A 20,345-nucleotide genomic window follows, 5' to 3' on the forward strand; every position below is an offset into this window, starting at 1 on the left:
CCCGGATCGACGAAAATTCAGCGCCAAGGACCATTTCCCATGCCCATCACAACCTGCATCTTCGACGCCTACGGCACCCTGTTCGATGTCGCCGCCGCCGCGCGGCAGGCCGCGGCGGAGCCGGGGTTCGAAAAGCTGGCCGAGCGGTGGCCCGCACTGGCCGATCACTGGCGTCTCAAGCAGTTGCAATACACCTGGCTGCGGGCCGTGGCGCAGGCGCACACCGATTTCTGGACCGTCACGCAGGAAGGGCTCGACTGGGCGCTGGAAAAGACGGACCTGGCGGGCGACGACGCGCTGCGCGAACGCCTGCTCGCGCTCTATTGGGAGCTCGAGGCCTATCCGGAGGTGCCGATGATGCTCGCCGCGCTGAAAGAGGCGGGGTTGAACACCGCGATCCTGTCCAACGGATCGCCGGAAATGCTGGCGGGTGCCGTCGATTCCGCGGGCATCGGCGACGTGCTCGACGACAGCCTGTCGGTAGAGAGTGTCGGCGTGTTCAAACCCGATGCACGGGTGTACGACCTTGTGGGCCAGCGCTTTGGCTGCGCCACGGACGAGGTGCTGTTCGTGTCCTCCAACGGCTGGGATGCGGGATGCGCCACCGGGTACGGGTTTCAAACCGCCTGGGTCAACCGGGCGGGCGACCCGGTGGACCGCCTGCCCTGGACACCGGCGCATACGCTGGCGGATCTGGGTGGCATCCCCGCGCTGGCGGGGATCTGATGGCGCGGTTCACCACCTCTGACGGGCTCTCGCTGCATTACGAGGACGACGGCACCGGCCTGCCCATCCTGTGCCTGGCGGGTCTGACGCGCACCGCCCGCGATTTCGACTACGTCGCGCCGCATCTGGCGGATCACCGGCTGATCCGCATGGATTACCGCGGCCGCGGCCAGTCCGACCGCGATCCCGAGTGGCGCAATTACACCCTGCCGGTCGAAATTCGCGATGTGCTGGAACTGCTGGCGCATCTGGAGCTTGAGAAGGTCGCGGTCCTCGGCACCTCGCGCGGCGGGCTCAACGCGATGGGGCTGGCGATGGCGGCGCGGGACAGGTTGCTTGGCGTGGCGCTCAATGACGTGGGGCCCGTGATCGACCCCGCGGGCATCGCCGTCATCATGACCTACCTGGGGCGCAACCCCGCGGCCAGGACCCATGCCGAACTTGCGAAGGCGCTTGCGCATGTCATGATCGGGTTCGAGAACGTGCCCGCAAGCCGCTGGCTGGAAGAGGCCCGAACCCATTACACGCAGACCGACGGCGGATTGCAGATCACCTATGACCCCAAACTGCGCGATGCGGTCGCGGCGGGCGACACCGCGCCTGACCTCTGGCCGTTTTTCGACGCCTTGCAGGGGCTGCCGCTGGCCTGCATCCGCGGCGCCAATTCCAACCTTCTGTCACCCAAGACCCTGGCCGAAATGCGCCGCCGCCGCCCCGACATGATCGTGGCCGAGGTGCCGGGCCGCGGCCATGTGCCGTTTCTGGATGAACCGGAGGCCATCGCCGCCCTGCACAAATGGATCGAGGCCATGACATGAACACCGCCGCCCAGACACCCGTCACCATCGACATGATCCGCGCCGCCGCCAAACGGCTTGACCGGCATGCCCGTCGCACGCCGCTGCTGTCCTCGCCCTTTCTGGACGAGATCGCGGGCCGCCGGGTCTGGGTCAAGGCCGAATGCCTGCAACATACGGGCAGTTTCAAGTTTCGCGGCGCGTGGGCGGTGGTGTCCGGGCTGGATCCCGCCACGCGCGCCAAAGGCGTGATTGCCTTCTCCAGCGGCAATCACGCGCAGGGCGTGGCGATGGCCGCCCGCCAGCACCAGGTGCCTGCCGTCATCATCATGCCGCGCGACGCGCCCCGCCTGAAGATCGAAAACACCCGCGCGCTGGGTGCTGAGGTCGTGCTGTACGATCGCGCGACCGAGGACCGCGACGCCATCGGCGCCGCCATGGCGGCAGAGCGGGGCCTGACCCTGATCAAGCCCTACGACGACCCGCGGGTGATCGCCGGGCAAGGCACCACCGGGCTGGAAATCGCGGCGCAGGCGGCATCGGCCGGCGTGACGCAGGCCGATGTGATCGTCTGCTGTGGCGGCGGGGGGCTGTCCGGCGGCATCGGCCTTGCGCTCGAGGCCGAGGCGCCGGGCCTGCGCCTGCGCACGGCGGAACCGCAGGGCTTCGACGATGTGGCGCGGTCGCTGCGCAGTGGCCGGATCGAGCGGAACGCGGCGCTGACCGGCTCCATCTGCGATGCGATCATCACGCCGCAACCGGGCGACATCACCTTTCCCATTCTCAAGCGGCTGGCGGGTCCCGGCCTCGCGGTCAGCGACGACGAGGCGCTTGAGGCGATGGCGCAGGCCTTTACGCGGCTCAAGGTCGTGGCCGAACCGGGCGGCGCCGTGGCGCTGGCCGCCGCCCTCTATCGTGCCGACCAGATCGAAGGAACCGATGTGATCGTGACCATTTCAGGCGGCAACGTCGATGCCGATGTCTTTATCGATGCGCTGCGCCGCTTCGGCGCCTGACCCGCGCGCGGGATGCACCAAGGGAGAAAACATATGAAACTGGCCGACGTGGGCGACGTGCGCCTTCACTACCGGATCGACGGGCCGGACGATGGCGCGCCCGTGGTCTTTGCCAATTCGCTGGGCACCGATATGCGGCTGTGGGATCCGATCCTGCCGCTGCTGCCGCCGGGCTACAAATATATCCGCTTTGACAAGCGCGGGCACGGGTTGTCCACCTGCCCACCCAGCCCCTACACGATGGGCGCGCTGATCACCGACACCGAGCGCCTGCTCGATCACCTTGGCGTCAGGGATTGCGTGTTCGTCGGCCTGTCGATCGGCGGCATGATCGCACAGGGCCTCGCGGTCAAGCGGCTGGACCTGGTGCGTGCCATGGTTCTGTCGAACACCGGCGCAAAGATCGGCACGCCCGCCATGTGGGATGACCGGATCGCCGATGTGGCCAAGGGCGGGATAGAGGCACTGGCAGACGCGGTGATGGAGCGATGGTTTTCCAGCGAATTCCGCGCCACGCCCGAGCTTGAACTGTGGCGCAACATGCTGGTGCGGCAGGAGGACCAGGGGTACATGGGCTGCTCCGCCGCAATCTCGGGCACCGATTTCTATACGCCCACGAGCGGCCTGCGCCTGCCCACGCTGGGCATCGCAGGGGCGCAGGACGGGTCGACGCCGCCCGATCTGGTGCGCGAAACCGTGGACCTCATTCCCGGCAGCCAGTTTCACCTCATTCGAAAGGCGGGCCACCTGCCCTGTGTCGAACAGCCCGAAGACTATGCCGAGGTGCTGACGAAATTCCTTCGCGAGGTCGGACATGGCTGACATCCTTCTGATCCACGGATCGGCGCATGGCGCATGGTGCTGGCGCGATACGATCCCGGCCCTGCAGGCCCTTGGCCACAGCGCGCGCGCCATTGACCTGCCCGGCCACGGCGACGACCCGACGCCGGTCAACGAGGTCACGCTCGACGCCTATGCCGATGCCGTGGTCGCGGCCTCCACCCCCCGGACGGTCGTGCTGGGGCACTCGATGGGCGGCTACGTCATCACCGCCGCCGCCGAACGCGCGCCCGAGCAAATGTCGCGGCTGATCTACCTGTGCGCCTATGTCCCGATGTCGGGCAAGACCCTGTCGGACATGCGCATGATGGCCCCGCGCCAACCGCTGCTGCCCGCTCTGCGGATGGCCCCGGACCGGCGCAGCTTTACCATCGATCCGGCCATGACCGGCGAGGTGTTCTACCAGGATTGTCCGCCGGGCACGGTGGACTATGCCAATGCGCATCTTTGCGCGCAGGCGGTGGCGCCCAACAACACCCCCCTTGACGTGACGGACCGGTCGCGCAGCCTGCGGCGCGATTATATCCGCTGTCTCCACGATCAGACGATTCCGCCGGAATTTCAGGTGACGATGACCGAGGACTGGCCCGACGGCACCGTGACCGAGATGGCGACGGGGCATTCTCCCTTTTTCGCCGATCCCGTGGGGCTTGCCGCGCGGATCGACCAGATCCTACAGACCTGAGCGAGGACACAGATGGCCGCCAGCCCGTTCGACAGTCCGCTTTACGCGCAGCTTTTCCCGACCGGAGAGGCCGGGCGCCTGTTTTCCGACAGCGCGGCGTTGCGCGCCATGCTGCTGGTCGAAGGGGCGCTGGCAAAGGTGCAGGGCAGCCTTGGCGTGATCCCCGATCTCAGCGCCGCCGCGATCCACCGCGCCAGCCTCGAAATCCAGATCGATCCGGGTGCCGTGGCGCGGGCCGCGGGTGAAAACGGGGTGCCCGTGCCGGGCATCGTCGCGGCCTTCCGGCATGAGATGCAGGCGCCCGAGCATGCGCAGTTCGTGCATTGGGGCGCCACCAGCCAGGACGTGATGGATACGGCCCTGATGCTGCGCCTGCGCCAGTGCCTGGCGCTGGCCGAGGCGGACCTGCGCGCCCTGCTGGGCACCCTTGCCGATCAGGCCGACGCCCATGCCGAAACGCCGATGCCCGCGCGCACCTATGGCCAGCATGCCACGCCGACAAGCTGGGGCGCGGTGATCGCCACGTGGGGGATGCCGCTTGCGGATGCAGTGGACGCGCTCGACGCCCTGCGGCACGGCGCGCTCTGGGTGTCGCTGTCGGGGGCGGCGGGCACGGCGTCGGCGCTGGGGCCGCAGGCCGCGGCGACCCGCAAGGGCCTGGCCGAGGCCCTGGGGCTTGGCGATCCGGGACGCGGCTGGCACACCGACCGCGGGCCGGTGCTGCGGATCGCCGATTGGATGGCCCGGATCACCGCGACGCTGGGTGCGATGGGCAGCACCCTCATTTCGCTCAGTTCCAGCGACTGCGGCGAAGTCGGTCTCGGGGCGGCGGGCGCGTCCTCGACCATGCCGCAGAAACAGAACCCTGTGGGCCCGTCGGTTCTGGTGTCGCTGGCCAATCAGACGGCAGCCCTGCGCGCGGGCCTGCAAACCGCGGCCACGCATCAACACCAGCGCGATGCAGCCGCGTGGTTCACCGAATGGGCGCTTCTGCCGCAGATCTGCCTTGCCACCGCGACCGGCCTGCAACAGGCCCGCGCGGCGGCGGCAGGCCTGTCGCCCGACACGCACCGGATGGCGGCCAACCTCGACAGCGGTCTTGGCCTGATCCACGCCGAGGCGCTGAGCTTTGCGCTCGCCGAGATGATGCCTCGCCCGCAGGCGCAGGCCGCGGCCAAGGCCCTGTGCCAAAAGGCGGTGGCGACGCAAACACCCCTGCCCGCGCTGGCGCATGCCGCCTATGCCGATCTGCCCGCGACGCTGTTCGATGCGCGCCATCAACTGGGAACGGCGCCCGCCGATGCCCGCGCCTTCGTGGCGCGCATCAAGGCGATCTGAATGACGCTGCGCCCGGCGGTCGTCTTCATCCTGCTGACGGTGATGATCGACAGCATGGGCATCGGCCTGATCATCCCTGTCATGCCCGACCTCATCCGCGAGGTGCAGGGCGGCGATCTGTCCACCGCGGCGCTGTGGGGGGGTGTGCTGTCCACCACCTTCGCGGTGATGCAATTCCTGTTCGGCCCCGTGATCGGCGGGCTGTCCGACCGCTTCGGACGGCGGCCCGTGCTGCTGATCTCGCTTTTGGTGATGGCGGCGGATTACCTCGTCATGGCCGTGGCGGGCAGCATCTGGCTGCTGCTGGCGGGGCGCGTGGTGGGCGGCATCACGGCGGCCACCGGATCGACCGCCAATGCCTACATGGCGGATATTTCGCAGCAAAAGGACCGCGCCGCGAATTTCGGCCTGATCGGCGCGGCCTTCGGCATCGGCTTCGTGCTGGGTCCGCTGGTTGGCGGTCTGCTGGCCGAATACGGCACCCGCGCCCCCTTTTACGCCGCCGCCGCGCTGGCCGCGCTGAACGTGATCTTCGGCTATTTCGTCCTCAGCGAAACGCTCGGTCAGGCGGTCCGCCGCCCGTTTTCGCTGAGGCGCGCGAACCCGCTGGGCGTGGTCCGGCAGTTGAACCGATTGCCGGGGATCGGCGCGTTGCTGGCGGTCTATTTCCTCTACCAGGTGGCGTTCATGGTCTATCCGGCGGTGTGGTCCTTCTTCGGGCAGGCGCGGTTCGGCTGGGGCCCGTCGACCATCGGGCTGAGCCTTGCGCTGTTCGGGATCATGATGGCGGTCGTGCAGGGCGGGCTGATCCGGCAGGTGCTGCGCCTGTTGGGCGAACGGGGCACGGTGATCTACGGGCATCTCTTTGACATCGCGGCGTTTCTGGCGCTGGGCTTCGTGACCAGCGGAACGCTGGCGTTGATCCTGACCCCGCTGGCCGCCTTTGCCGCGGTGATCACCCCGGCGTTGCAGGGCATCATGTCGCGCAGCGTCGCCGCCGATCAGCAGGGCGAACTGCAGGGCGCGCTGACGTCGGTCGCGGCGCTGGCCATGATCGTGTCGCCGCTTGTCATGACGGGGGTCTTCGCCGCGTTCACGGCGCCCGGTGCGCCGCTGTATCTGCCCGGAATGCCGTTCTTGCTGTCCGCGGTGCTGATCGCCCTTGGGCTGGGCGTTTTCATCGCGCGCGGGCCGCGCCTGGCCACCGCGCCCGACCTGTCGTAGCCGGGCGCGTTCGCGTCGCCTTGGCCCTTGCAACGCGGCCCGCTTTCGGGCCACGCTGCGGCGGAAACGCAATGCCTGATCCGCCCCCGCGCGGCCACCGAAAGACACCCCGATGCAGACAATCAAAGCCGCCGTATGCCATGCCTTCGGCGATCCGCTGGTGATCGAGGAGATCCGGATCCGCGCGCCGGAAATGGGCGAGGTCGAAGTGACGCTGGACGCCGTGGCGATCTGTCATTCGGACATCTCGTATGCCGAGGGCGCCTGGGGCGGGTCGCTGCCGGCGGTCTATGGCCACGAGGCGGCGGGCATCGTGACCGCCGTGGGCGCAGGTGTGCGCGGACTGGCGCAGGGCGACAGCGTCGTCGTCACCCTGATCCGCACCTGCGGCAGTTGCCCCTCCTGCGCGGGCGGCCAGCCGACGCAGTGCGAAACGCCCTATGATGGCGACGCCGGACCGATCAAGACGGCCGATGGCGGCAAGCTGCATCAGGCGATGGCGTCGGGTGCCTTTGCAGAAAAGGTCGTGGTGGACCAAAGCCAGGTGGTCAGGATCAGCGCCGACATTCCCAAGGCATCCGCCAGCCTGATCGCCTGCGGCGTGATCACCGGAGTGGGGGCGGTGGTCAACGCGGCCAAGCTCAGGGCGGGGCAGGACGTGGTCGTGATCGGCGCAGGCGGTGTCGGACTGAACGCGATCCAGGGCGCGCGGATCGCCGGCGCGCGCCGCATCGTGGCCGTGGACATGAGCGAGGACAAGCTGGAGGTCGCCCGCGAGTTCGGCGCGACCCACGGCGTTCTGGCCACGCACCAGAAGCCCTGGCGCGCGGCGATGAAGGCCCTGGGCGGGCGCGGAGCGGATGCGGTGATCGTCACCGTGGGCGCGATTGCGGCCTATGAGCAGGCGCCCCGATATCTTGGCAGGGGCGGCAAGGTGATCATGGTCGGCATGCCGCATTCCGGTGCGATGGCAAGCTACGAGCCCGTGGTTCTGGCCGCAGTGGGCCAGGGCATGGTCGGATCGAAGATGGGCGACGTGGTCATTCAGCGCGATATCCCGTGGATGGTGGATCTCTATAGCCAGGGGCGGCTGAAGCTCGATGAGCTGATTTCGGGGCGGTGGAGCCTTGGGCAGATCAACGAGGCGATCGCCGACACCAAGGGCGGTGCCGCGCGGCGCAACGTGATCGTGTTCGACCGGTGAGCACCGCGGGGGCCAGCCCCCGCACCCCCGGAGTATTTCTGACCCAAAGAAGACAGGAGCAGCGCCATGAAGCTGATGGACCTCGATGTGATCGTCACGGCGCCCCCGGCACCGGGATGGGGCGGCAGATACTGGATGCTGGTCAAGGTCACGACCGATACCGGGATCGTCGGTTGGGGCGAATGTTATGCCGCATCCGTCGGACCGCGGGCGATGACGGCGGTGATCGAGGACGTGTTCGCGCGGCACATGCAGGGCGAAAACCCCGAGAATATCGAATTGATGTTTCGCCGCGCCTATTCGAGCGGTTTCACCCAACGCCCCGATCTGACGGTGATCGGCGCGTTTTCGGGGTTGGAGATCGCCTGTTGGGATATCCTCGGCAAGGCGCGCGAGCGCCCTGTGCATGCCCTTTTGGGGGGGCGGATGAACGACCGCGTGCGGGCCTATACGTATCTTTATCCGCTGCCGGCGCATGATCCGGCGCAGTTCTGGACCTCACCCGAGATGGCGGCGCAGGCGGCGGCGGACTGCGTCGCGCGGGGGTATACGGCGGTGAAGTTCGATCCGGCGGGCCCCTACACGATGCGCGGGGGGCATATGCCGGGGATGCGCGACATTTCGCAATCCGTTGCCTTTTGCAAGGCGATCCGCGCGGCGGTCGGCGACCGGGCGGACCTGTTGTTTGGCACGCATGGCCAGTTTTCGAGCGCGGGCGCGATCCGGCTTGGCCAGGCGTTGGAGCCTTATGCGCCGCTGTGGTTCGAGGAGCCCATTCCGCCCGATGCCGTCGAGGAGATGGCCAAGGTGGCGCGTGCGGTCCGGATCCCGATCGCCACCGGCGAACGGCTGACCACCAAGGCCGAATTCGCCCCCGTGCTGCGCAGCGGGGCGGCGACGATCCTGCAGCCGGCGCTGGGGCGGTCCGGGGGCATATGGGAGACCAAGAAAATCGCGGCCATGGCCGAAGTCTACAACGCGCAGATGGCGCCGCATCTTTATGCCGGTCCGATCGAATGGGCCGCGAATATCCAGTTCGCCGCCTCTATCCCCAACCTGCTGATGGCCGAGACGATCGAAACGCCGTTCCATGACGCGTTGATCAAGGGAACGATCCGGGTCGAGGAAGGCTATGTCACGCCGCCGCAGACGCCCGGCCTTGGCATCGAGGTCGACGAGGAATTGGCGCGCGCCAACCCCTATACGGGCGACGGTTTGCATCTGCAGATGCAGGATGCGCCCTGCGACTACACCCATGGCAATGCCTTCGAAGGGGGCGCGCCGGCCCCGCGCGACTGACGTCCTGCGGGGGGCTCTGTCAGTCGTCGGCGCGTGCGACCTGCCGCTGGCGGCCCAGCCCCTCGATACCGACTTCCATCACGTCGCCGGGCTTGAGAAACCGCTGTGGGGTCATTCCCATGCCGACGCCCGGCGGGGTGCCGGTCGCGATGACGTCGCCGGGGTGCAGGGTGAACAGCGTGCTGAGATGCGCGATGATCTGCGCCACCGTAAAGATCATCGTCGCCGTTGTCCCGTCCTGCAGCCGCTCGCCGTTCACATCCGCCGTCAAACGCAGCGCCTGCGGGTCAGGGACCGCATCCGCGCTGACCAGCCAGGGGCCGAGCGGCCCGAAACTGTCGCAGGATTTGCCCTTGGTCCACTGGCCGGAAAGCTTCAGCTGCCGGTCGCGTTCGGACACGTCATTGCAGACGCAATACCCCGCCACATGGCCCATCGCCTCGGCTTCGGTCACATATTTCGCGGGCTTGCCGATCACGACGCCCAGCTCGACCTCCCAGTCGACCTTGTCGGCGCCGCGCGGTATCAGCACATCGTCATTCGGGCCGCAGATGGCCGAGCTCGCCTTCATGAACAGGATCGGATGCTCGGGGATCGCCATGCCCGCCTCTTCGGCGTGGTCGCGGTAGTTGAGGCCGATGCACATGTACTTGCCGACCCCGCCCACGCAGGGGCCGATCCGTGGATCGCCCTCGATCAGCGGCAGGCTGGCGGGGTCCAACGCGGCGATGCGCGCCATTGCCTGCGGCAGCAACGCGGCGCCCGACAGATCGCCCAGATGCCCCGAAAGATCACGCAGACCGCCATCGGCGTCCAGCAGGCCGGGGCGTTCTTGCCCCGGAGGGCCATAGCGGAGCAGTTTCATCGTGGGGATCCTTTCGTGTGAGCGGTCAGCGCCGTAGCTTGCCCCGGCATGTCTGGCAGAGCTTGGTCCCTACCGCAACGCCTTGATCGCGGCGGCGCGACCCACCTGCCCGTCCCAAAACCTCCGGACCGACTTTGACGCAAAAAGCCGGCGCACCGTCATCCAGACGGCCGCCGGCTCAAAAGTCGTCATGCCTCGGGCGGGGCTGTTTTCAGCCAGAAGAAAGCCAGATCGCCCGATCGTTTCATTTGGCGCGAAACACCTTCGGGGAAGGCCGGAGGGCAGACAGCCCCCAGCCCCGCCAGGGATCAGTAGAACGCCTGAATGCCGGTGATCGCCCGCCCCAGGATCAGGGCGTGCACGTCATGGGTTCCCTCGTAGGTGTTCACCGTCTCGAGGTTCATCATGTGACGGATCACCTGGAATTCGCCGGAGATACCGTTACCGCCGTGCATGTCGCGCGCCATCCGCGCCACATCCAGCGCCTTGCCGCAATTGTTGCGCTTGACGATGCTGACCATTTCAGGGGCCGCCTTGGCCTCGTCCATCAGACGGCCGACCTGCAGGCTGCCTTGCAGGCCCAGCGAGATTTCGGTCATCATGTCGGCCAGCTTTTTCTGGAAGAGTTGCGTGCCCGCCAGCGGCTTGCCGAACTGGTGACGGTCCAGACCGTATTGACGCGCGGCATGCCAGCAGAATTCGGCGGCGCCCAGAGCACCCCAGCTGATGCCGTAACGTGCGCGGTTCAGACATCCGAACGGCCCCTTGAGGCCCTGGACGTGGGGCAGCAGCGCGTCCTCGCCCACCTCGACGTTGTCCATCACGATTTCGCCGGTGATCGACGCACGCAGGCTCAGCTTGTTACCGACCTTCGGCGCGCTCAGGCCCTTCATGCCCTTCTCCAGAACGAAGCCGCGGATTTTTCCGCCGTGTTCCTCGGACTTGGCCCAGACCACGAAGACATCCGCGATCGGCGCGTTTGAAATCCACATCTTGGAGCCGGTGATCTTGTAGCCGTTCGCCGTCTTGACCGCCCGGGTCTTCATCCCCGCCGGGTCGGAGCCCGCATCGGGTTCGGTCAGGCCGAAACATCCGATCCATTCGCCGCTGGCAAGCTTGGGAAGGTATTTCTTGCGCTGCGCTTCGGACCCATAGGCATAGATCGGGTACATCACCAGGCTCGACTGGACCGACATCATCGACCGGTAACCCGAATCCACCCGCTCGACTTCGCGCGCGACCAGACCGTAGGAGACATAGTTGCCGCCCAAGCCGCCGTATTCCTCGGGCAGCGTGACGCCCAACAGCCCCATGTCGCCCATCTCCTTGAAGATGCCGGCATCGGTTTCTTCGTTCTCATAGGCCTTGATGACGCGCGGCTGCAGCTTTTCCTGCGCATAGGCGCGGGCGCTGTCCTGAATCATCCGCTCCTCTTCGGTCAACTGCTCGGCAAGACGGAAGGGATCGGACCATTCGAACTGCCCCAGGTCGGGGGCGTCTTTGGCTTTGAGAATCGGCGCTTCGGCATTCATGACATATCCTTTCGAAATCGGCGGGCAGATCCGCCAGTTGCCGACAGTATTGCAAAGATCGCCGCGGATTTCTATGAATGCTTTATCCTGTAATCCATGAGAAAAAGTCATAATGATCGCGCCACGCCGATATCTGCCCTCCATCAATGCGCTTTTGGCCTTCGAGGCCGTGGCACGGCTTGGCAGCGCCACGCAGGCGGCCGGCGAGCTGTCGCTGACCCAAAGCGCGATCAGCCGCCAGCTCAAGACGCTGGAAGAGCAGCTTGGCGTCGATTTGCTGACGCGGCAGGGGCGGCGGCTGTTTCTGACGCCTGCGGGCCAGAATTACGTGACCCCCGTGCGCGAGGTGCTGCAACGATTGGCGCAGGCCTCGATCGCGGCGCGCGCGAATCCGGCAGGCGGCACGCTGAACCTCGCGATCCTGCCCGCGTTCGGGATGCATTGGCTGGCCCCGCGGCTGCGCGATTTCGCGCGGCTGCATCCGGAGGTGACGGTGAACCTCTCGACCCGGTTGCGGCCCTTCGATTTCCGCGCTTCGGCCTTTGACGCCGCAATCCACTTTGGCCGCGAGGACTGGACCGGCGTGCGCTACCTGCCGTTGATGCCGGAAATCGTGGTGCCGGTCTGCGCGCCGGGCTTGATCGCCAGCCCGCTCACCGATCCCAGCGACATGCTCGGCTTTGACCTTCTGCACCTCGAGACACGACCGCGCGGGTGGGCGCGGTGGCTGTCGGCACTCGGCGTGACCGACGATCTGCCGCCGGGCATGATGTTCGACCAGTTTTCGACAATGGCGCAGGCGGCGATCCACGGGCTGGGCGTGGCCTTGCTGCCAACCTTCTTTGCCGACCCCTACCTGTCAGACGGGCAATTGGTGCTGGCCTCGGAACGGGCCAGCGAAAGCATCGGCAGCTATTACCTGGTCTGGCCCGAGGATCGCCCCGACACCGCGCCGCTACAGTCGTTTCGCGGTTGGGTGGCGGATCAGGCCGCCCGGCAGGATGGCAGCGACTGAGCGCAATTCGCCTGCGGCGCAAGCGGGCGCATCCCGCCCCGACGACCGCCCGCGAAGCGCGCCCTGCCCGAACCGCGCCCATCTGTCGCCGCAATTCCGCCGCAATCGCATTGTAGTTAATGATTTGTGATTTCCGGGTGGGGCCGAATCTAAGGAACGTTAAAATGCTGCTCAACTTCAAAACAGGCGCGATTGCGACGGTTCTGGGCGTAGCAACTCTTGCCGGATCAGTCGCCCACGCCGAAGAACATATCGTGATGGTTCTTGGCTCCTCGTACTTCCCGGCGATCGCCTATGTCGATCCCGGCGATACCGTGCGCTTTGTCAATGCCAGCGAAACGCTGCATATCGTGTCGGGGTCCGATGGTGACTGGACCACCGGGATCATGCAGTCCTACGAAGAAGTCGTCATCCCGGTCGTGGCCGATATGACCCTGACCTACTTCGGCGACGAGGCAAAGACGATCGAAGGCAAGCTGGATTTCGGCAACGCGCCGATCAACTGACCTTTGCGTCGGCGGCCCCGTCCGCTCCCGCGCCCCTCTTCGACAGTCATGGCGCCTCCGCGGTTCTGCGGGGGTCTTGCCGTGTCTGGCGGCGCTTTTGACGATGCTCAAAGGGGCTCTATCAAGTGCGACCCCGATGCGCGGTTTGAATTGACCTGCGTGCCGACCCGATGCCAGGTCAGTGCGTCTTCGGGCGCGGGCCGCATCAGCGGGGCGGCTCCATGCCCCGCCTCGCCCAGCCACAGCGGCCAGTCGGGCTGCGCCACGACAACCGGCATCCTTGTGTGGAGGGCCGACATGGCCTGGCTGGCGGTGGTGGTGACGATGGCACAGGTGCGCAGGCGCGTGTCCTCAGGGCCCGTCCAGTCCTGCCAGATTGCGGCCATCACCACGGGATCGCCATCCCGCCGCGTGATATACCACGGCAGGCGTTCACCCTCGGGCGTTTTCGTCCATTCGTAGAACCCGCTGGCCACCACCAACCCCCGCCGGTCGCGCGCCGCTTTTCGAAAAGCGGGCTTTTCGGCAATGGATTCGCCGCGCGCGTTGATCAGCAGCGGCCCGTCGGTCGGCGTCTTGTACCAGCTTGGCACGAACCCCCAGCGCATCGCGCCCAGCAGGCGCGGCTCATCGCCCGCGCCCGCCGTGACCACGTGAATGTCATTCGTCGGGCAGACGTTGTAATTCGGCACGTGGGGCAGATCGTTGGCCGGCCGCGCCGCGAAAAGCTGCGCCATCGCATCGCTTGGCAGTGTGATGGCAAACCGTCCGCACATATCCTGATCCTTCGGTCCGCCCCGTCCTTGCGGGGCCTGCGCGGTCACAGCATCCCGCCCCTGCCTCGAAAAGAAAAGCCCACCTGCCCGAAATTCGCAATCGGTCGAGTGCCACCCCGCGCGCCTCGGCCTGACCGCGACGCGCCCTGCCCGCCAGCCGGCCCGTTGGACCAGAAAAAACCCTCGCACCGCCAGCGGCACGAGGGTCGATTTCGACGTGTCGGCGATGCAAGCGGTTACTTCACCGTGATCCGCCCATCGACGAAGGGCGCATAGGGCGCGTTCTGCGCCAGGTACTCCGCCGTGACATCCGCCAGATCCGGCCCGAAATCATAGGCGTTTTCCGCCGTCTTGAACATCGCGTAGCCGTCGCCGCCGTTGCGCACGTAGTTGTTGGAGACGACACCGTAGATCGCCGCCATGTCGATGGGCGCGCCGCCCACCATGACGTCGCTGACCCGACTGCCGACGGGCTGTGCCGCATCAAAGGCATAGCTCATGCCGGCGACCTGCGGAAAGCGGCCCGCGCCCTCTTCGATCTGGCTCACGCCGTTCTCCAGCGCTTCGACCAGCGTCGCACCGCTGACCTGAAACGTGCTGAGCGTGTTCTGGAAGGGCAGAACCGTCAGCACCTCGCCCATCGTCACTTCGCCCGCGTCGATCGACGCGCGGATGCCGCCGCCGTTCTGGATCGCGACCTGAATCCCCTGATCGGCGACCCGCGCCAGCATGGCGTCGGCAATCAGAATACCCATCTCGCAGGCCTGCGCACGGCAGACCGCCCGGTCGCCGCCGATGGGCTGCTCGGTCTGGGCAACGACCTTGTTGCGGATCTCGTCCAGTGGCACGGCCGCCTCGGCGATCCGCTCCACGGTGCCCGCGTCCTCGGTCACGGCGGCATCCATGATCAGCGGCTCACCCACCGCTTCGGTCACGTTGCCATCGTCGTCGAATGTCACGTTCAGCTCGCCCAGGAACTTGCCGTAGGCATAGGCCTGCACGATGGCCGTGGCGCCGACCATCGTCGGATATGGGCCCGCGGCGCGGTCATTGGTGTTGCTTAGCAGCGTGTTGGAGTGGCCGCCCACGATCACGTCGACGCCGGTGGTCTGTGCCGCGACACGCTGGTCGACGGCATAGCCCGAATGGCTCAGCACGATGATCTTGTTCACACCCTGCCCGGTCAGCACATCGACCTCGGCCTGCACCGCGGCCACCGGATCGGTAAAGACGATGTTCTCGCCCGGGCTGGCCAATTCGTCGGTGTCCTGCGGCGTCAGACCGATCAGGCCCAGCTCTTCGCCACCCCGTTCGATCACCGTGGATTTCGCCAGCTTGCCCGCCAGCAGCGGCTCGCCGCTCACGTCCGCGTTCGACATCAGGATCGGAAAATGCGCCGCCGCCATGAAGCCGGCCAGAACCTCGGGCCCATCGTCGAATTCGTGGTTGCCCACGGTCATCGCGTCATAGCCCATCTTGTTCATCATCTCGGCCGCCAGCGCGCCCTTGTAATAAGTATAGAACAGCGTGCCCTGAAACTGGTCGCCGCCATCCACCAGGATCGAATTGTTGGTGCGCCCGCGCGCCGCCTCGATCGCCGTGGCCAGACGCGCCGACCCGCCAAAGCACTCGCCCGCCGTGTTGTCCTCCGCCGAGCAGGGGCCGTCGTATTTGCTGATCGGCTCGAACCGGGCGTGGAAATCGTTGGTGTGCAAAATGGTCAGGCTGTAATCCGCCGCGGCCATGCCACCGGTCAGGGCAAGCGCCGCCGTGGCAGTCAGGAATCGTTTCATGTCTGGTGTCCCCTCAGGAATGTGATGACCGCATCGTGGCGGGCCCCGCGCGACCTGTCAAAGCCTCTGTGCGGCGTCCGCCCCCCTGCCCCGGCGTCACCGCCGAAAACCTGTGCGGCCTCCGCGGTCTTGACCCGACCTGCCCACCGGGGCATGACGCTTTGCATGATCATTTACAAAATATTCCGGGCCGACGAATGGGCCCATCTCCGCACCCAAGGCGAGACCCTGGGCGCTCCCGTCGATCTGGCCGACGGCTACGTGCATTTCTCGACCGCCGGGCAGGCCGAAGACACCGCCGCCAAGCATTTCGCGGGGCACGACGACCTGATGCTGGTTGCGGTGGACACCGACCGCCTCGGCGATGACCTCAAGTGGGAGGTCTCGCGCGGCGACGCGCTGTTTCCGCATCTCTACCGGGCGCTCCGGCTCGGCGATGTCGTCTGGGCGCAACCGCTTCCGCTGAAGGATGGCACGCACCGGTTCCCCGCTGGCTATGCAGAGGCCGAGGGATGATCAATCATGTCGATCCCACCCGCGCGCAGTTCGACGCCTTCAAGGCGCTGGACCGCGATTGCCCGATCGACATGCTCAACCTCGTGGCGCTGAACCCCACCGCCGCCTATCCCGGCGATCATCCCTTGGCGGACCAGGGGCTGACCGGGGCGCAGGCCTATGCCAACTATGGCCGCGACAGCGCCCCGGTCCTGGCCGAGGTCGGCGGCAAGATCGTCTGGCGCGCAACCTTTGACGCCATGCTCATCGGTCCGGCGGACGAGGCATGGGACATCATGTTCATCGCCCGCTATCCCACCGCGCATGCCTTTCTGGCAATGATCAGCCACCCCGCGTATCGCGCCGCCGTGATCCACCGGCAGGCCGCGGTCGCCACCTCGCGGCTGATCCGCTCCGCCGCGCGCGACACCGATGGCAGGTTCGGATGAGCAGCACGATCGAACGGCTCGGCCTTGCGGCGCTGCGCCGACTTGATCCCGAAACCGCGCATGCACTGGCGCTCAGAGGGCTGCGCGCGGGGCTCGTGCCGCTGCCGGGGGTCATGACCTCCGATCGGCTGCGCAGCACGCTTGCGGGTCTCGACCTGCCCAACCCGCTCGGCCTCGCCGCCGGTTTCGACAAGAACGCAGAGGTCATCGGCCCCCTGTCGCGCGCAGGCTTCGGATTTCTGGAGGTCGGCGCGGCCACGCCGCTGCCCCAACCCGGCAACCCGCGCCCGCGTCTCTTTCGCCTCGCCGCTGACGCGGCCGTGATCAACCGCTTCGGCTTCAACAACCAGGGGATGGAGGCGATCACGCCGCGCCTCGCCGCCCGCCGGCCCGGCATCCCCGTGGGCCTCAACCTCGGCGCCAACAAGACCAGCCCCGACCGCGCCGCCGACTTTGCCACCGTGATGGCGCATGTGCGCGACCATGTTGATTTCGCCACCGTCAACGTCTCCTCGCCCAACACCGAAAAATTGCGCGACCTGCAGGGTCCTGCCGCATTGGCCGCCCTTCTCGACGGCGTCATGCAGGTGCGCGGCACCACGCCGGTCTTCCTCAAGATTGCCCCCGACCTGACTGACAGCGAAATCGCCGACATCGCGACCGTGGCCCGCGACGCCCGAGTCGACGCCATCATCGCCACGAACACGACGCTGGTCCGCGACGGGGTGCACGACCCGCAGCGCGACCAGGCGGGCGGCCTCTCCGGCCAGCCTCTCTTTGACCGCTCGACCCGCGTGCTGGCCCGGCTCGCCGGTCTCACCGACATCCCGCTCATCGGCGTGGGCGGCGTCGGCTCCGCCGATCAGGCCTATGCCAAGATCCGCGCCGGGGCGTCTGCGGTGCAACTCTATACCGCGCTGGTCTACGGCGGCCTGTCCCTTGTGGCCGACATCCTGCAAGGCCTCGACGCCCTGCTCGCGCGCGACGGCTTCTCGAACGTCGCCGAAGCCGTGGGCACACACCGGAACGACTGGACGTGATCACCCTCTGGCACAACCCGCGCTGCTCCAAATCCCGCGCCGCCCTCGCCCTGATCGACGCCTCGGGCCACCCGGTCACGATCCGCCTCTACCTCAAGGACACCCCCGGTCTCGCCGAACTCGACGCCGCCCGCACGGCTCTGGGCGTCGCGGCCATCGACATGATGCGAACCGGCGAACAGACCTTCAAAAACCTCGGGCTATCCACCGCAAGCCCCGACGAGACGCTGCTGCGGGCCATGGCCGACCATCCCATCCTGATCGAACGCCCCATCGCCTTCGCCGGATCCCGCGCCGCCATCGGCCGCCCGCCAGAGGCGATCGCGGACCTTCTGTGACCCCGGCTTCTTTGGGTGGAAAATACTCCGGGGTCTGGGGCAGCGCCCCAGCCAGCGCTCTCAGCCTTCGCCCCGGTCCGCCGCCCGCTCCAGCGCCGGATAGCGCAGCCCAAGGGTCACGCCCCGCGCGACAAAGGACACCAGCAGCGCCAGCCAGAGACCGTGATTGCCCATCACCGGCATCAGCACCAGCAGCGCAGCCGCGTAGACGACGAACGACACCGCCATCATGTTGCGCATGTCCCGCGACCGGGTGGCGCCGATGAATATCCCGTCGAGCATGAAGGCCCCCACCCCCAACAGCGGCGCGGCCATCATGTAGGGCAGATAGGTCCGCGCCACGTCGCGCACCGGCGCCGCCGTGGTCATCAGGTCGATGATCACGCCCCCCGACGCGGCAAAGGCGATGGCCAGGGTCAAGGAACTCGCGGCGCCCCAACCGCCCGTCAGCAGCGCGGCACGGCGCAGCGCGCGCCGATCCCGCGCGCCCATCGCCCGGCCGACCAGCGCCTCTGCGGCAAATGCGAAACCGTCCAACGCATAGGAGGTGATCATCAGGAACTGCATCAGCACCTGATTGGCCGCCAGCGTCACATCCCCCAGCCCGGAGCCGAAGAACAGGAACGACACGAACATCGCCTGAAGCAGAAGCGACCGGATCAGGATGTCGGTATTCACCGCCGCCATGATCCGCAGCTTCGCCATGTCGAACACCGCCGCCCAGTCGCGCCACGCCGGCACCGCGAAGGCGGCACGGCAAAACCACAGGCCCAGTGCCAGTCCCGACCATTCCGCGATCACCGTGGCCAGCGCGACCCCGCTCACGCCCCAGCCCAGCGCCAGCACGAACCACAGGTCGAGGCCGATATTCAGCCCGTTTATCCAGAGTTGCAGCACCAGCACCGCGCGCGTCCGCTCTGCCGCGATCAGCCAGCCGGTGATTCCATAGATCGCGATTGCCGCCGGCGCCGACCAGATCCGCACCGACATGTAGTCGCGTGCCAGCCCCTCGACCTGCGCGCTGGCAGGCGCCAGGGCAAAGGCCCCGGCAAAGATCGCCGCCTGCAACGCGATCAGCACCGCCCCCGCGCCCAGCCCGATCGCCAGAACCCGCGTCAGCAGGGCCGCCACCTCGGCCCGGTCGCCGCGCCCTTCGGCCTGCGCGGCCAGCCCCACGGTGCCCATGCGCAGAAAGCCGAAAATCCAGTAGACCGCGCTCAGGATGATGGCGCCCAGCCCCACGGCCCCGATCGGCGCGGCCAGACCCATCTGGCCCACCACGCCGGTATCGACCGCGCCCAGGATCGGCACCGTCGCATTGGACACGACGATGGGCAGCGCGATCTTCAACACCCGCCGGTGGGTGACGGTGGCACCCGACCCGACGGAGGACGCCGCCGCCGCCGCCGCGCTGTCAGTCACGCGGCTGCGGCATCAGGAAATGACCGGTCGCTTGCGCAAAGAGCCGCGTGCGGTTGTCCTGCCAGCCCTCGACATGCACCGATGCATACCGCCGCCCCGACCGGTTGATCCGCGCCCGCGCATAGGCATCGCGCGGCAGCCCCGAGCGCAGGTAATCGGTCGAGAAATCGATCGTCTTGGGCAGGCGCGGCAGCCCTCCGGCCTCGAGGCTGGCGGTGTCGATGGTGCCCGATTCGATGTCTTCCCAAAGATACGTCCAACTGAGCGTGATGATCGCCGTCACCTCGAGAAACGCCGCCGTCACGCCGCCGTGGATCGCCGGCAGCATCGGATTGCCGATCAGTTTCTGATCGAACGGCAGGATTCCGGTCAACTCGTCCCCGCGCCGTTCGAACTGGATCCCCAGGTAGCGGATGTATGGAACGCCTTCGACCAGCGCGCGCAGGGTCGCATCGCGGCGCTTCTTGACGACCTGAACGGGTTCGGGCGTGCGGCGGGCGGTCATGTGCGGCCCTCGACGGTAAAGGCGCCACTGGCGGTGGCCACCGGGGTGCCGCCGCTTTCATCCGTCGCGGTGGCGCGCACGAAAGCCACCGACCGCGTGACATGATAGCACTCGGCGCGCGTCGTGATCGCCTGCCCCGGCACGGCCGCGCGCATGTAGTCGATCCGCAGGTCGATCGTCGCGGTTCCGCCCAGGTTGGAGGGGTGGCACATCGCCGCCGCGCCGCAGGTGGTGTCCATCAACGCCGAAACCGCGCCGCCATGCAGCACGCCGGTTTCGGGATCGCCCACCAGGTTGTCGGCATAGGGCATCTCGATGACGGCCACGCCGCCCTCCATCTCGACCAGCCGCATGCTCAGCGCGCGGCTGTGCGGGATCGCCTCGATAAATTGCCGCGCCAGTGTGATCTTGTCCGTCATGCGGTCCTGTTCCTGCCTGTGATAGCGCCCTTTATCATCGCAGCGGGACCAAAAGGGCAAG

The 20,345-nt window shown here is 67.2% G+C and carries 22 protein-coding genes; 15 read left to right on the plus strand and 7 right to left on the minus strand.

The genetic code is table 11. The features are described from left to right. Positions 1-39 precede the first annotated feature (39 nt). The 9 genes from FDT80_RS07300 to FDT80_RS07340 all read left to right on the plus strand — a co-directional run bounded on the left by FDT80_RS07300 (position 40) and on the right by FDT80_RS07340 (position 9,129). A complete protein-coding gene (locus FDT80_RS07300; RefSeq protein ID WP_138661518.1) occupies positions 40-726 on the plus strand; it encodes a haloacid dehalogenase type II in 687 nt (228 codons plus the stop codon). Next, positions 726-1,544 (plus strand): alpha/beta fold hydrolase, encoded by an 819-nt coding sequence (locus FDT80_RS07305; RefSeq protein ID WP_138661519.1) that lies wholly within the window; start codon positions 726-728, stop codon positions 1,542-1,544. Before FDT80_RS07300 ends, FDT80_RS07305 begins: the two co-directional genes overlap by 1 nt. Continuing rightward, positions 1,541-2,539, plus strand: coding sequence for a threonine ammonia-lyase (locus FDT80_RS07310; RefSeq protein WP_138661520.1), 999 nt, complete (start codon positions 1,541-1,543; stop codon positions 2,537-2,539). Before FDT80_RS07305 ends, FDT80_RS07310 begins: the two co-directional genes overlap by 4 nt. Before the next feature lie 33 nt (positions 2,540-2,572). Then, positions 2,573-3,361 (plus strand): 3-oxoadipate enol-lactonase, encoded by a 789-nt coding sequence (gene pcaD, locus FDT80_RS07315; protein WP_138661521.1) that lies wholly within the window; start codon positions 2,573-2,575, stop codon positions 3,359-3,361. After that, positions 3,354-4,064: an alpha/beta fold hydrolase gene (locus FDT80_RS07320; protein WP_138661522.1), complete on the plus strand. Its 711-nt coding sequence runs from the start codon at positions 3,354-3,356 to the stop codon at positions 4,062-4,064. Before pcaD ends, FDT80_RS07320 begins: the two co-directional genes overlap by 8 nt. 12 nt (positions 4,065-4,076) lie before the next feature. Next, entirely contained in the window at positions 4,077-5,402 is a 1,326-nt protein-coding gene (locus FDT80_RS07325; protein WP_138661523.1) for a lyase family protein, read from the plus strand. 6 nt (positions 5,403-5,408) lie between these two features. After that, a complete protein-coding gene (locus FDT80_RS07330; RefSeq protein WP_138661826.1) occupies positions 5,409-6,626 on the plus strand; it encodes a TCR/Tet family MFS transporter in 1,218 nt (405 codons plus the stop codon). 112 nt (positions 6,627-6,738) lie between these two features. Beyond that, entirely contained in the window at positions 6,739-7,830 is a 1,092-nt protein-coding gene (locus FDT80_RS07335; protein ID WP_138661524.1) for a Zn-dependent alcohol dehydrogenase, read from the plus strand. A 66-nt stretch (positions 7,831-7,896) separates the two neighbouring features. Next, positions 7,897-9,129 carry a mandelate racemase/muconate lactonizing enzyme family protein gene (locus FDT80_RS07340; RefSeq protein WP_138661525.1) on the plus strand — a complete coding sequence of 411 codons (1,233 nt, stop codon included), beginning with the start codon at positions 7,897-7,899 and terminating at the stop codon, positions 9,127-9,129. A 19-nt stretch (positions 9,130-9,148) separates the two neighbouring features. Here FDT80_RS07340 and FDT80_RS07345 read toward each other — a convergent pair whose 3' ends face one another. Together FDT80_RS07345 and FDT80_RS07350 are read right to left on the minus strand one after the other, a co-directional pair. Next, positions 9,149-9,994 carry a fumarylacetoacetate hydrolase family protein gene (locus FDT80_RS07345; protein ID WP_138661526.1) on the minus strand — a complete coding sequence of 282 codons (846 nt, stop codon included), beginning with the start codon at positions 9,992-9,994 and terminating at the stop codon, positions 9,149-9,151. Between the two features lie 308 nt (positions 9,995-10,302). Further along, positions 10,303-11,526, minus strand: coding sequence for an acyl-CoA dehydrogenase (locus FDT80_RS07350; RefSeq protein WP_138661527.1), 1,224 nt, complete (start codon positions 11,524-11,526; stop codon positions 10,303-10,305). A gap of 112 nt (positions 11,527-11,638) precedes the next feature. Here FDT80_RS07350 and FDT80_RS07355 point away from each other — a divergent pair, with 112 nt between their 5' ends. Together FDT80_RS07355 and FDT80_RS07360 are read left to right on the plus strand one after the other, a co-directional pair. Next, positions 11,639-12,541, plus strand: coding sequence for a LysR substrate-binding domain-containing protein (locus FDT80_RS07355; protein WP_138661528.1), 903 nt, complete (start codon positions 11,639-11,641; stop codon positions 12,539-12,541). A gap of 164 nt (positions 12,542-12,705) precedes the next feature. Continuing rightward, entirely contained in the window at positions 12,706-13,047 is a 342-nt protein-coding gene (locus FDT80_RS07360; RefSeq protein WP_138661529.1) for a cupredoxin domain-containing protein, read from the plus strand. Positions 13,048-13,154: 107 nt separating this feature from the next. Here the strand turns inward: FDT80_RS07360 and FDT80_RS07365 are convergent, their stop codons facing one another. Continuing rightward, the gene (locus FDT80_RS07365) at positions 13,155-13,823 is read right to left on the minus strand and encodes an SOS response-associated peptidase (RefSeq protein ID WP_138661530.1); all 669 of its coding nucleotides are present in this window, start codon (positions 13,821-13,823) and stop codon (positions 13,155-13,157) included. A 236-nt stretch (positions 13,824-14,059) separates the two neighbouring features. Next, positions 14,060-15,616 carry a bifunctional metallophosphatase/5'-nucleotidase gene (locus tag FDT80_RS07370; RefSeq protein WP_138661531.1) on the minus strand — a complete coding sequence of 519 codons (1,557 nt, stop codon included), beginning with the start codon at positions 15,614-15,616 and terminating at the stop codon, positions 14,060-14,062. Between the two features lie 165 nt (positions 15,617-15,781). Between FDT80_RS07370 and FDT80_RS07375 the strand changes: the two genes are divergently transcribed. The 4 genes from FDT80_RS07375 to arsC are packed head-to-tail and all read left to right on the plus strand — an operon-like array spanning position 15,782 to position 17,938. After that, a complete protein-coding gene (locus FDT80_RS07375) occupies positions 15,782-16,132 on the plus strand; it encodes a DUF952 domain-containing protein (protein WP_138661532.1) in 351 nt (116 codons plus the stop codon). Next, positions 16,129-16,560 carry a DUF1330 domain-containing protein gene (locus tag FDT80_RS07380; protein ID WP_138661533.1) on the plus strand — a complete coding sequence of 144 codons (432 nt, stop codon included), beginning with the start codon at positions 16,129-16,131 and terminating at the stop codon, positions 16,558-16,560. The genes FDT80_RS07375 and FDT80_RS07380 overlap by 4 nt, the downstream gene beginning before the upstream one ends. After that, positions 16,557-17,600, plus strand: coding sequence for a quinone-dependent dihydroorotate dehydrogenase (locus FDT80_RS07385; protein WP_138661534.1), 1,044 nt, complete (start codon positions 16,557-16,559; stop codon positions 17,598-17,600). Before FDT80_RS07380 ends, FDT80_RS07385 begins: the two co-directional genes overlap by 4 nt. Next, complete coding sequence (gene arsC, locus FDT80_RS07390; protein ID WP_138661535.1) at positions 17,597-17,938, plus strand: arsenate reductase (glutaredoxin); 342 nt, start codon at positions 17,597-17,599, stop codon at positions 17,936-17,938. Before FDT80_RS07385 ends, arsC begins: the two co-directional genes overlap by 4 nt. 60 nt (positions 17,939-17,998) lie before the next feature. Here arsC and FDT80_RS07395 read toward each other — a convergent pair whose 3' ends face one another. Genes FDT80_RS07395 through FDT80_RS07405 form a run of 3 tightly spaced genes read right to left on the minus strand, consistent with a single transcriptional unit; the run spans position 17,999 to position 20,284 of the window. Beyond that, entirely contained in the window at positions 17,999-19,360 is a 1,362-nt protein-coding gene (locus tag FDT80_RS07395; protein ID WP_138661536.1) for an MATE family efflux transporter, read from the minus strand. After that, positions 19,353-19,865, minus strand: a complete 513-nt coding sequence (locus FDT80_RS07400) for a PaaI family thioesterase (protein ID WP_138661537.1) — start codon at positions 19,863-19,865, stop codon at positions 19,353-19,355. Before FDT80_RS07400 ends, FDT80_RS07395 begins: the two co-directional genes overlap by 8 nt. Next, on the minus strand, positions 19,862-20,284 hold the full coding sequence (locus FDT80_RS07405; RefSeq protein WP_138661538.1) for a PaaI family thioesterase: 423 nt from the start codon (positions 20,282-20,284) through the stop codon (positions 19,862-19,864). The genes FDT80_RS07400 and FDT80_RS07405 overlap by 4 nt, the downstream gene beginning before the upstream one ends. Positions 20,285-20,345 lie beyond the last annotated feature (61 nt).

It is taken from the genome of Sulfitobacter sabulilitoris (genome assembly GCF_005887615.1).
GTDB lineage: Bacteria > Pseudomonadota > Alphaproteobacteria > Rhodobacterales > Rhodobacteraceae > Sulfitobacter_E > Sulfitobacter_E sabulilitoris.

Bases quoted from the DNA above. Each gene is read 5' to 3' on its own strand.
- FDT80_RS07385 (WP_138661534.1), top strand. From the start codon at position 16,557: ATGAGCAGCACGATCGAACGGCTCGGCCTTGCGGCGCTGCGCCGACTT.
- FDT80_RS07400 (WP_138661537.1), bottom strand. From the start codon at position 19,865: ATGACCGCCCGCCGCACGCCCGAACCCGTTCAGGTCGTCAAGAAGCGC.
- FDT80_RS07370 (WP_138661531.1), bottom strand. From the start codon at position 15,616: ATGAAACGATTCCTGACTGCCACGGCGGCGCTTGCCCTGACCGGTGGC.
- pcaD (WP_138661521.1), top strand. From the start codon at position 2,573: ATGAAACTGGCCGACGTGGGCGACGTGCGCCTTCACTACCGGATCGAC.
- FDT80_RS07335 (WP_138661524.1), top strand. From the start codon at position 6,739: ATGCAGACAATCAAAGCCGCCGTATGCCATGCCTTCGGCGATCCGCTG.
- FDT80_RS07355 (WP_138661528.1), top strand. From the start codon at position 11,639: ATGATCGCGCCACGCCGATATCTGCCCTCCATCAATGCGCTTTTGGCC.
- FDT80_RS07310 (WP_138661520.1), top strand. From the start codon at position 1,541: ATGAACACCGCCGCCCAGACACCCGTCACCATCGACATGATCCGCGCC.
- FDT80_RS07375 (WP_138661532.1), top strand. From the start codon at position 15,782: ATGATCATTTACAAAATATTCCGGGCCGACGAATGGGCCCATCTCCGC.
- FDT80_RS07325 (WP_138661523.1), top strand. From the start codon at position 4,077: ATGGCCGCCAGCCCGTTCGACAGTCCGCTTTACGCGCAGCTTTTCCCG.
- FDT80_RS07300 (WP_138661518.1), top strand. From the start codon at position 40: ATGCCCATCACAACCTGCATCTTCGACGCCTACGGCACCCTGTTCGAT.
- FDT80_RS07320 (WP_138661522.1), top strand. From the start codon at position 3,354: ATGGCTGACATCCTTCTGATCCACGGATCGGCGCATGGCGCATGGTGC.
- FDT80_RS07305 (WP_138661519.1), top strand. From the start codon at position 726: ATGGCGCGGTTCACCACCTCTGACGGGCTCTCGCTGCATTACGAGGAC.
- FDT80_RS07345 (WP_138661526.1), bottom strand. From the start codon at position 9,994: ATGAAACTGCTCCGCTATGGCCCTCCGGGGCAAGAACGCCCCGGCCTG.
- FDT80_RS07405 (WP_138661538.1), bottom strand. From the start codon at position 20,284: ATGACGGACAAGATCACACTGGCGCGGCAATTTATCGAGGCGATCCCG.
- FDT80_RS07340 (WP_138661525.1), top strand. From the start codon at position 7,897: ATGAAGCTGATGGACCTCGATGTGATCGTCACGGCGCCCCCGGCACCG.
- FDT80_RS07365 (WP_138661530.1), bottom strand. From the start codon at position 13,823: ATGTGCGGACGGTTTGCCATCACACTGCCAAGCGATGCGATGGCGCAG.
- FDT80_RS07380 (WP_138661533.1), top strand. From the start codon at position 16,129: ATGATCAATCATGTCGATCCCACCCGCGCGCAGTTCGACGCCTTCAAG.
- FDT80_RS07360 (WP_138661529.1), top strand. From the start codon at position 12,706: ATGCTGCTCAACTTCAAAACAGGCGCGATTGCGACGGTTCTGGGCGTA.
- FDT80_RS07350 (WP_138661527.1), bottom strand. From the start codon at position 11,526: ATGAATGCCGAAGCGCCGATTCTCAAAGCCAAAGACGCCCCCGACCTG.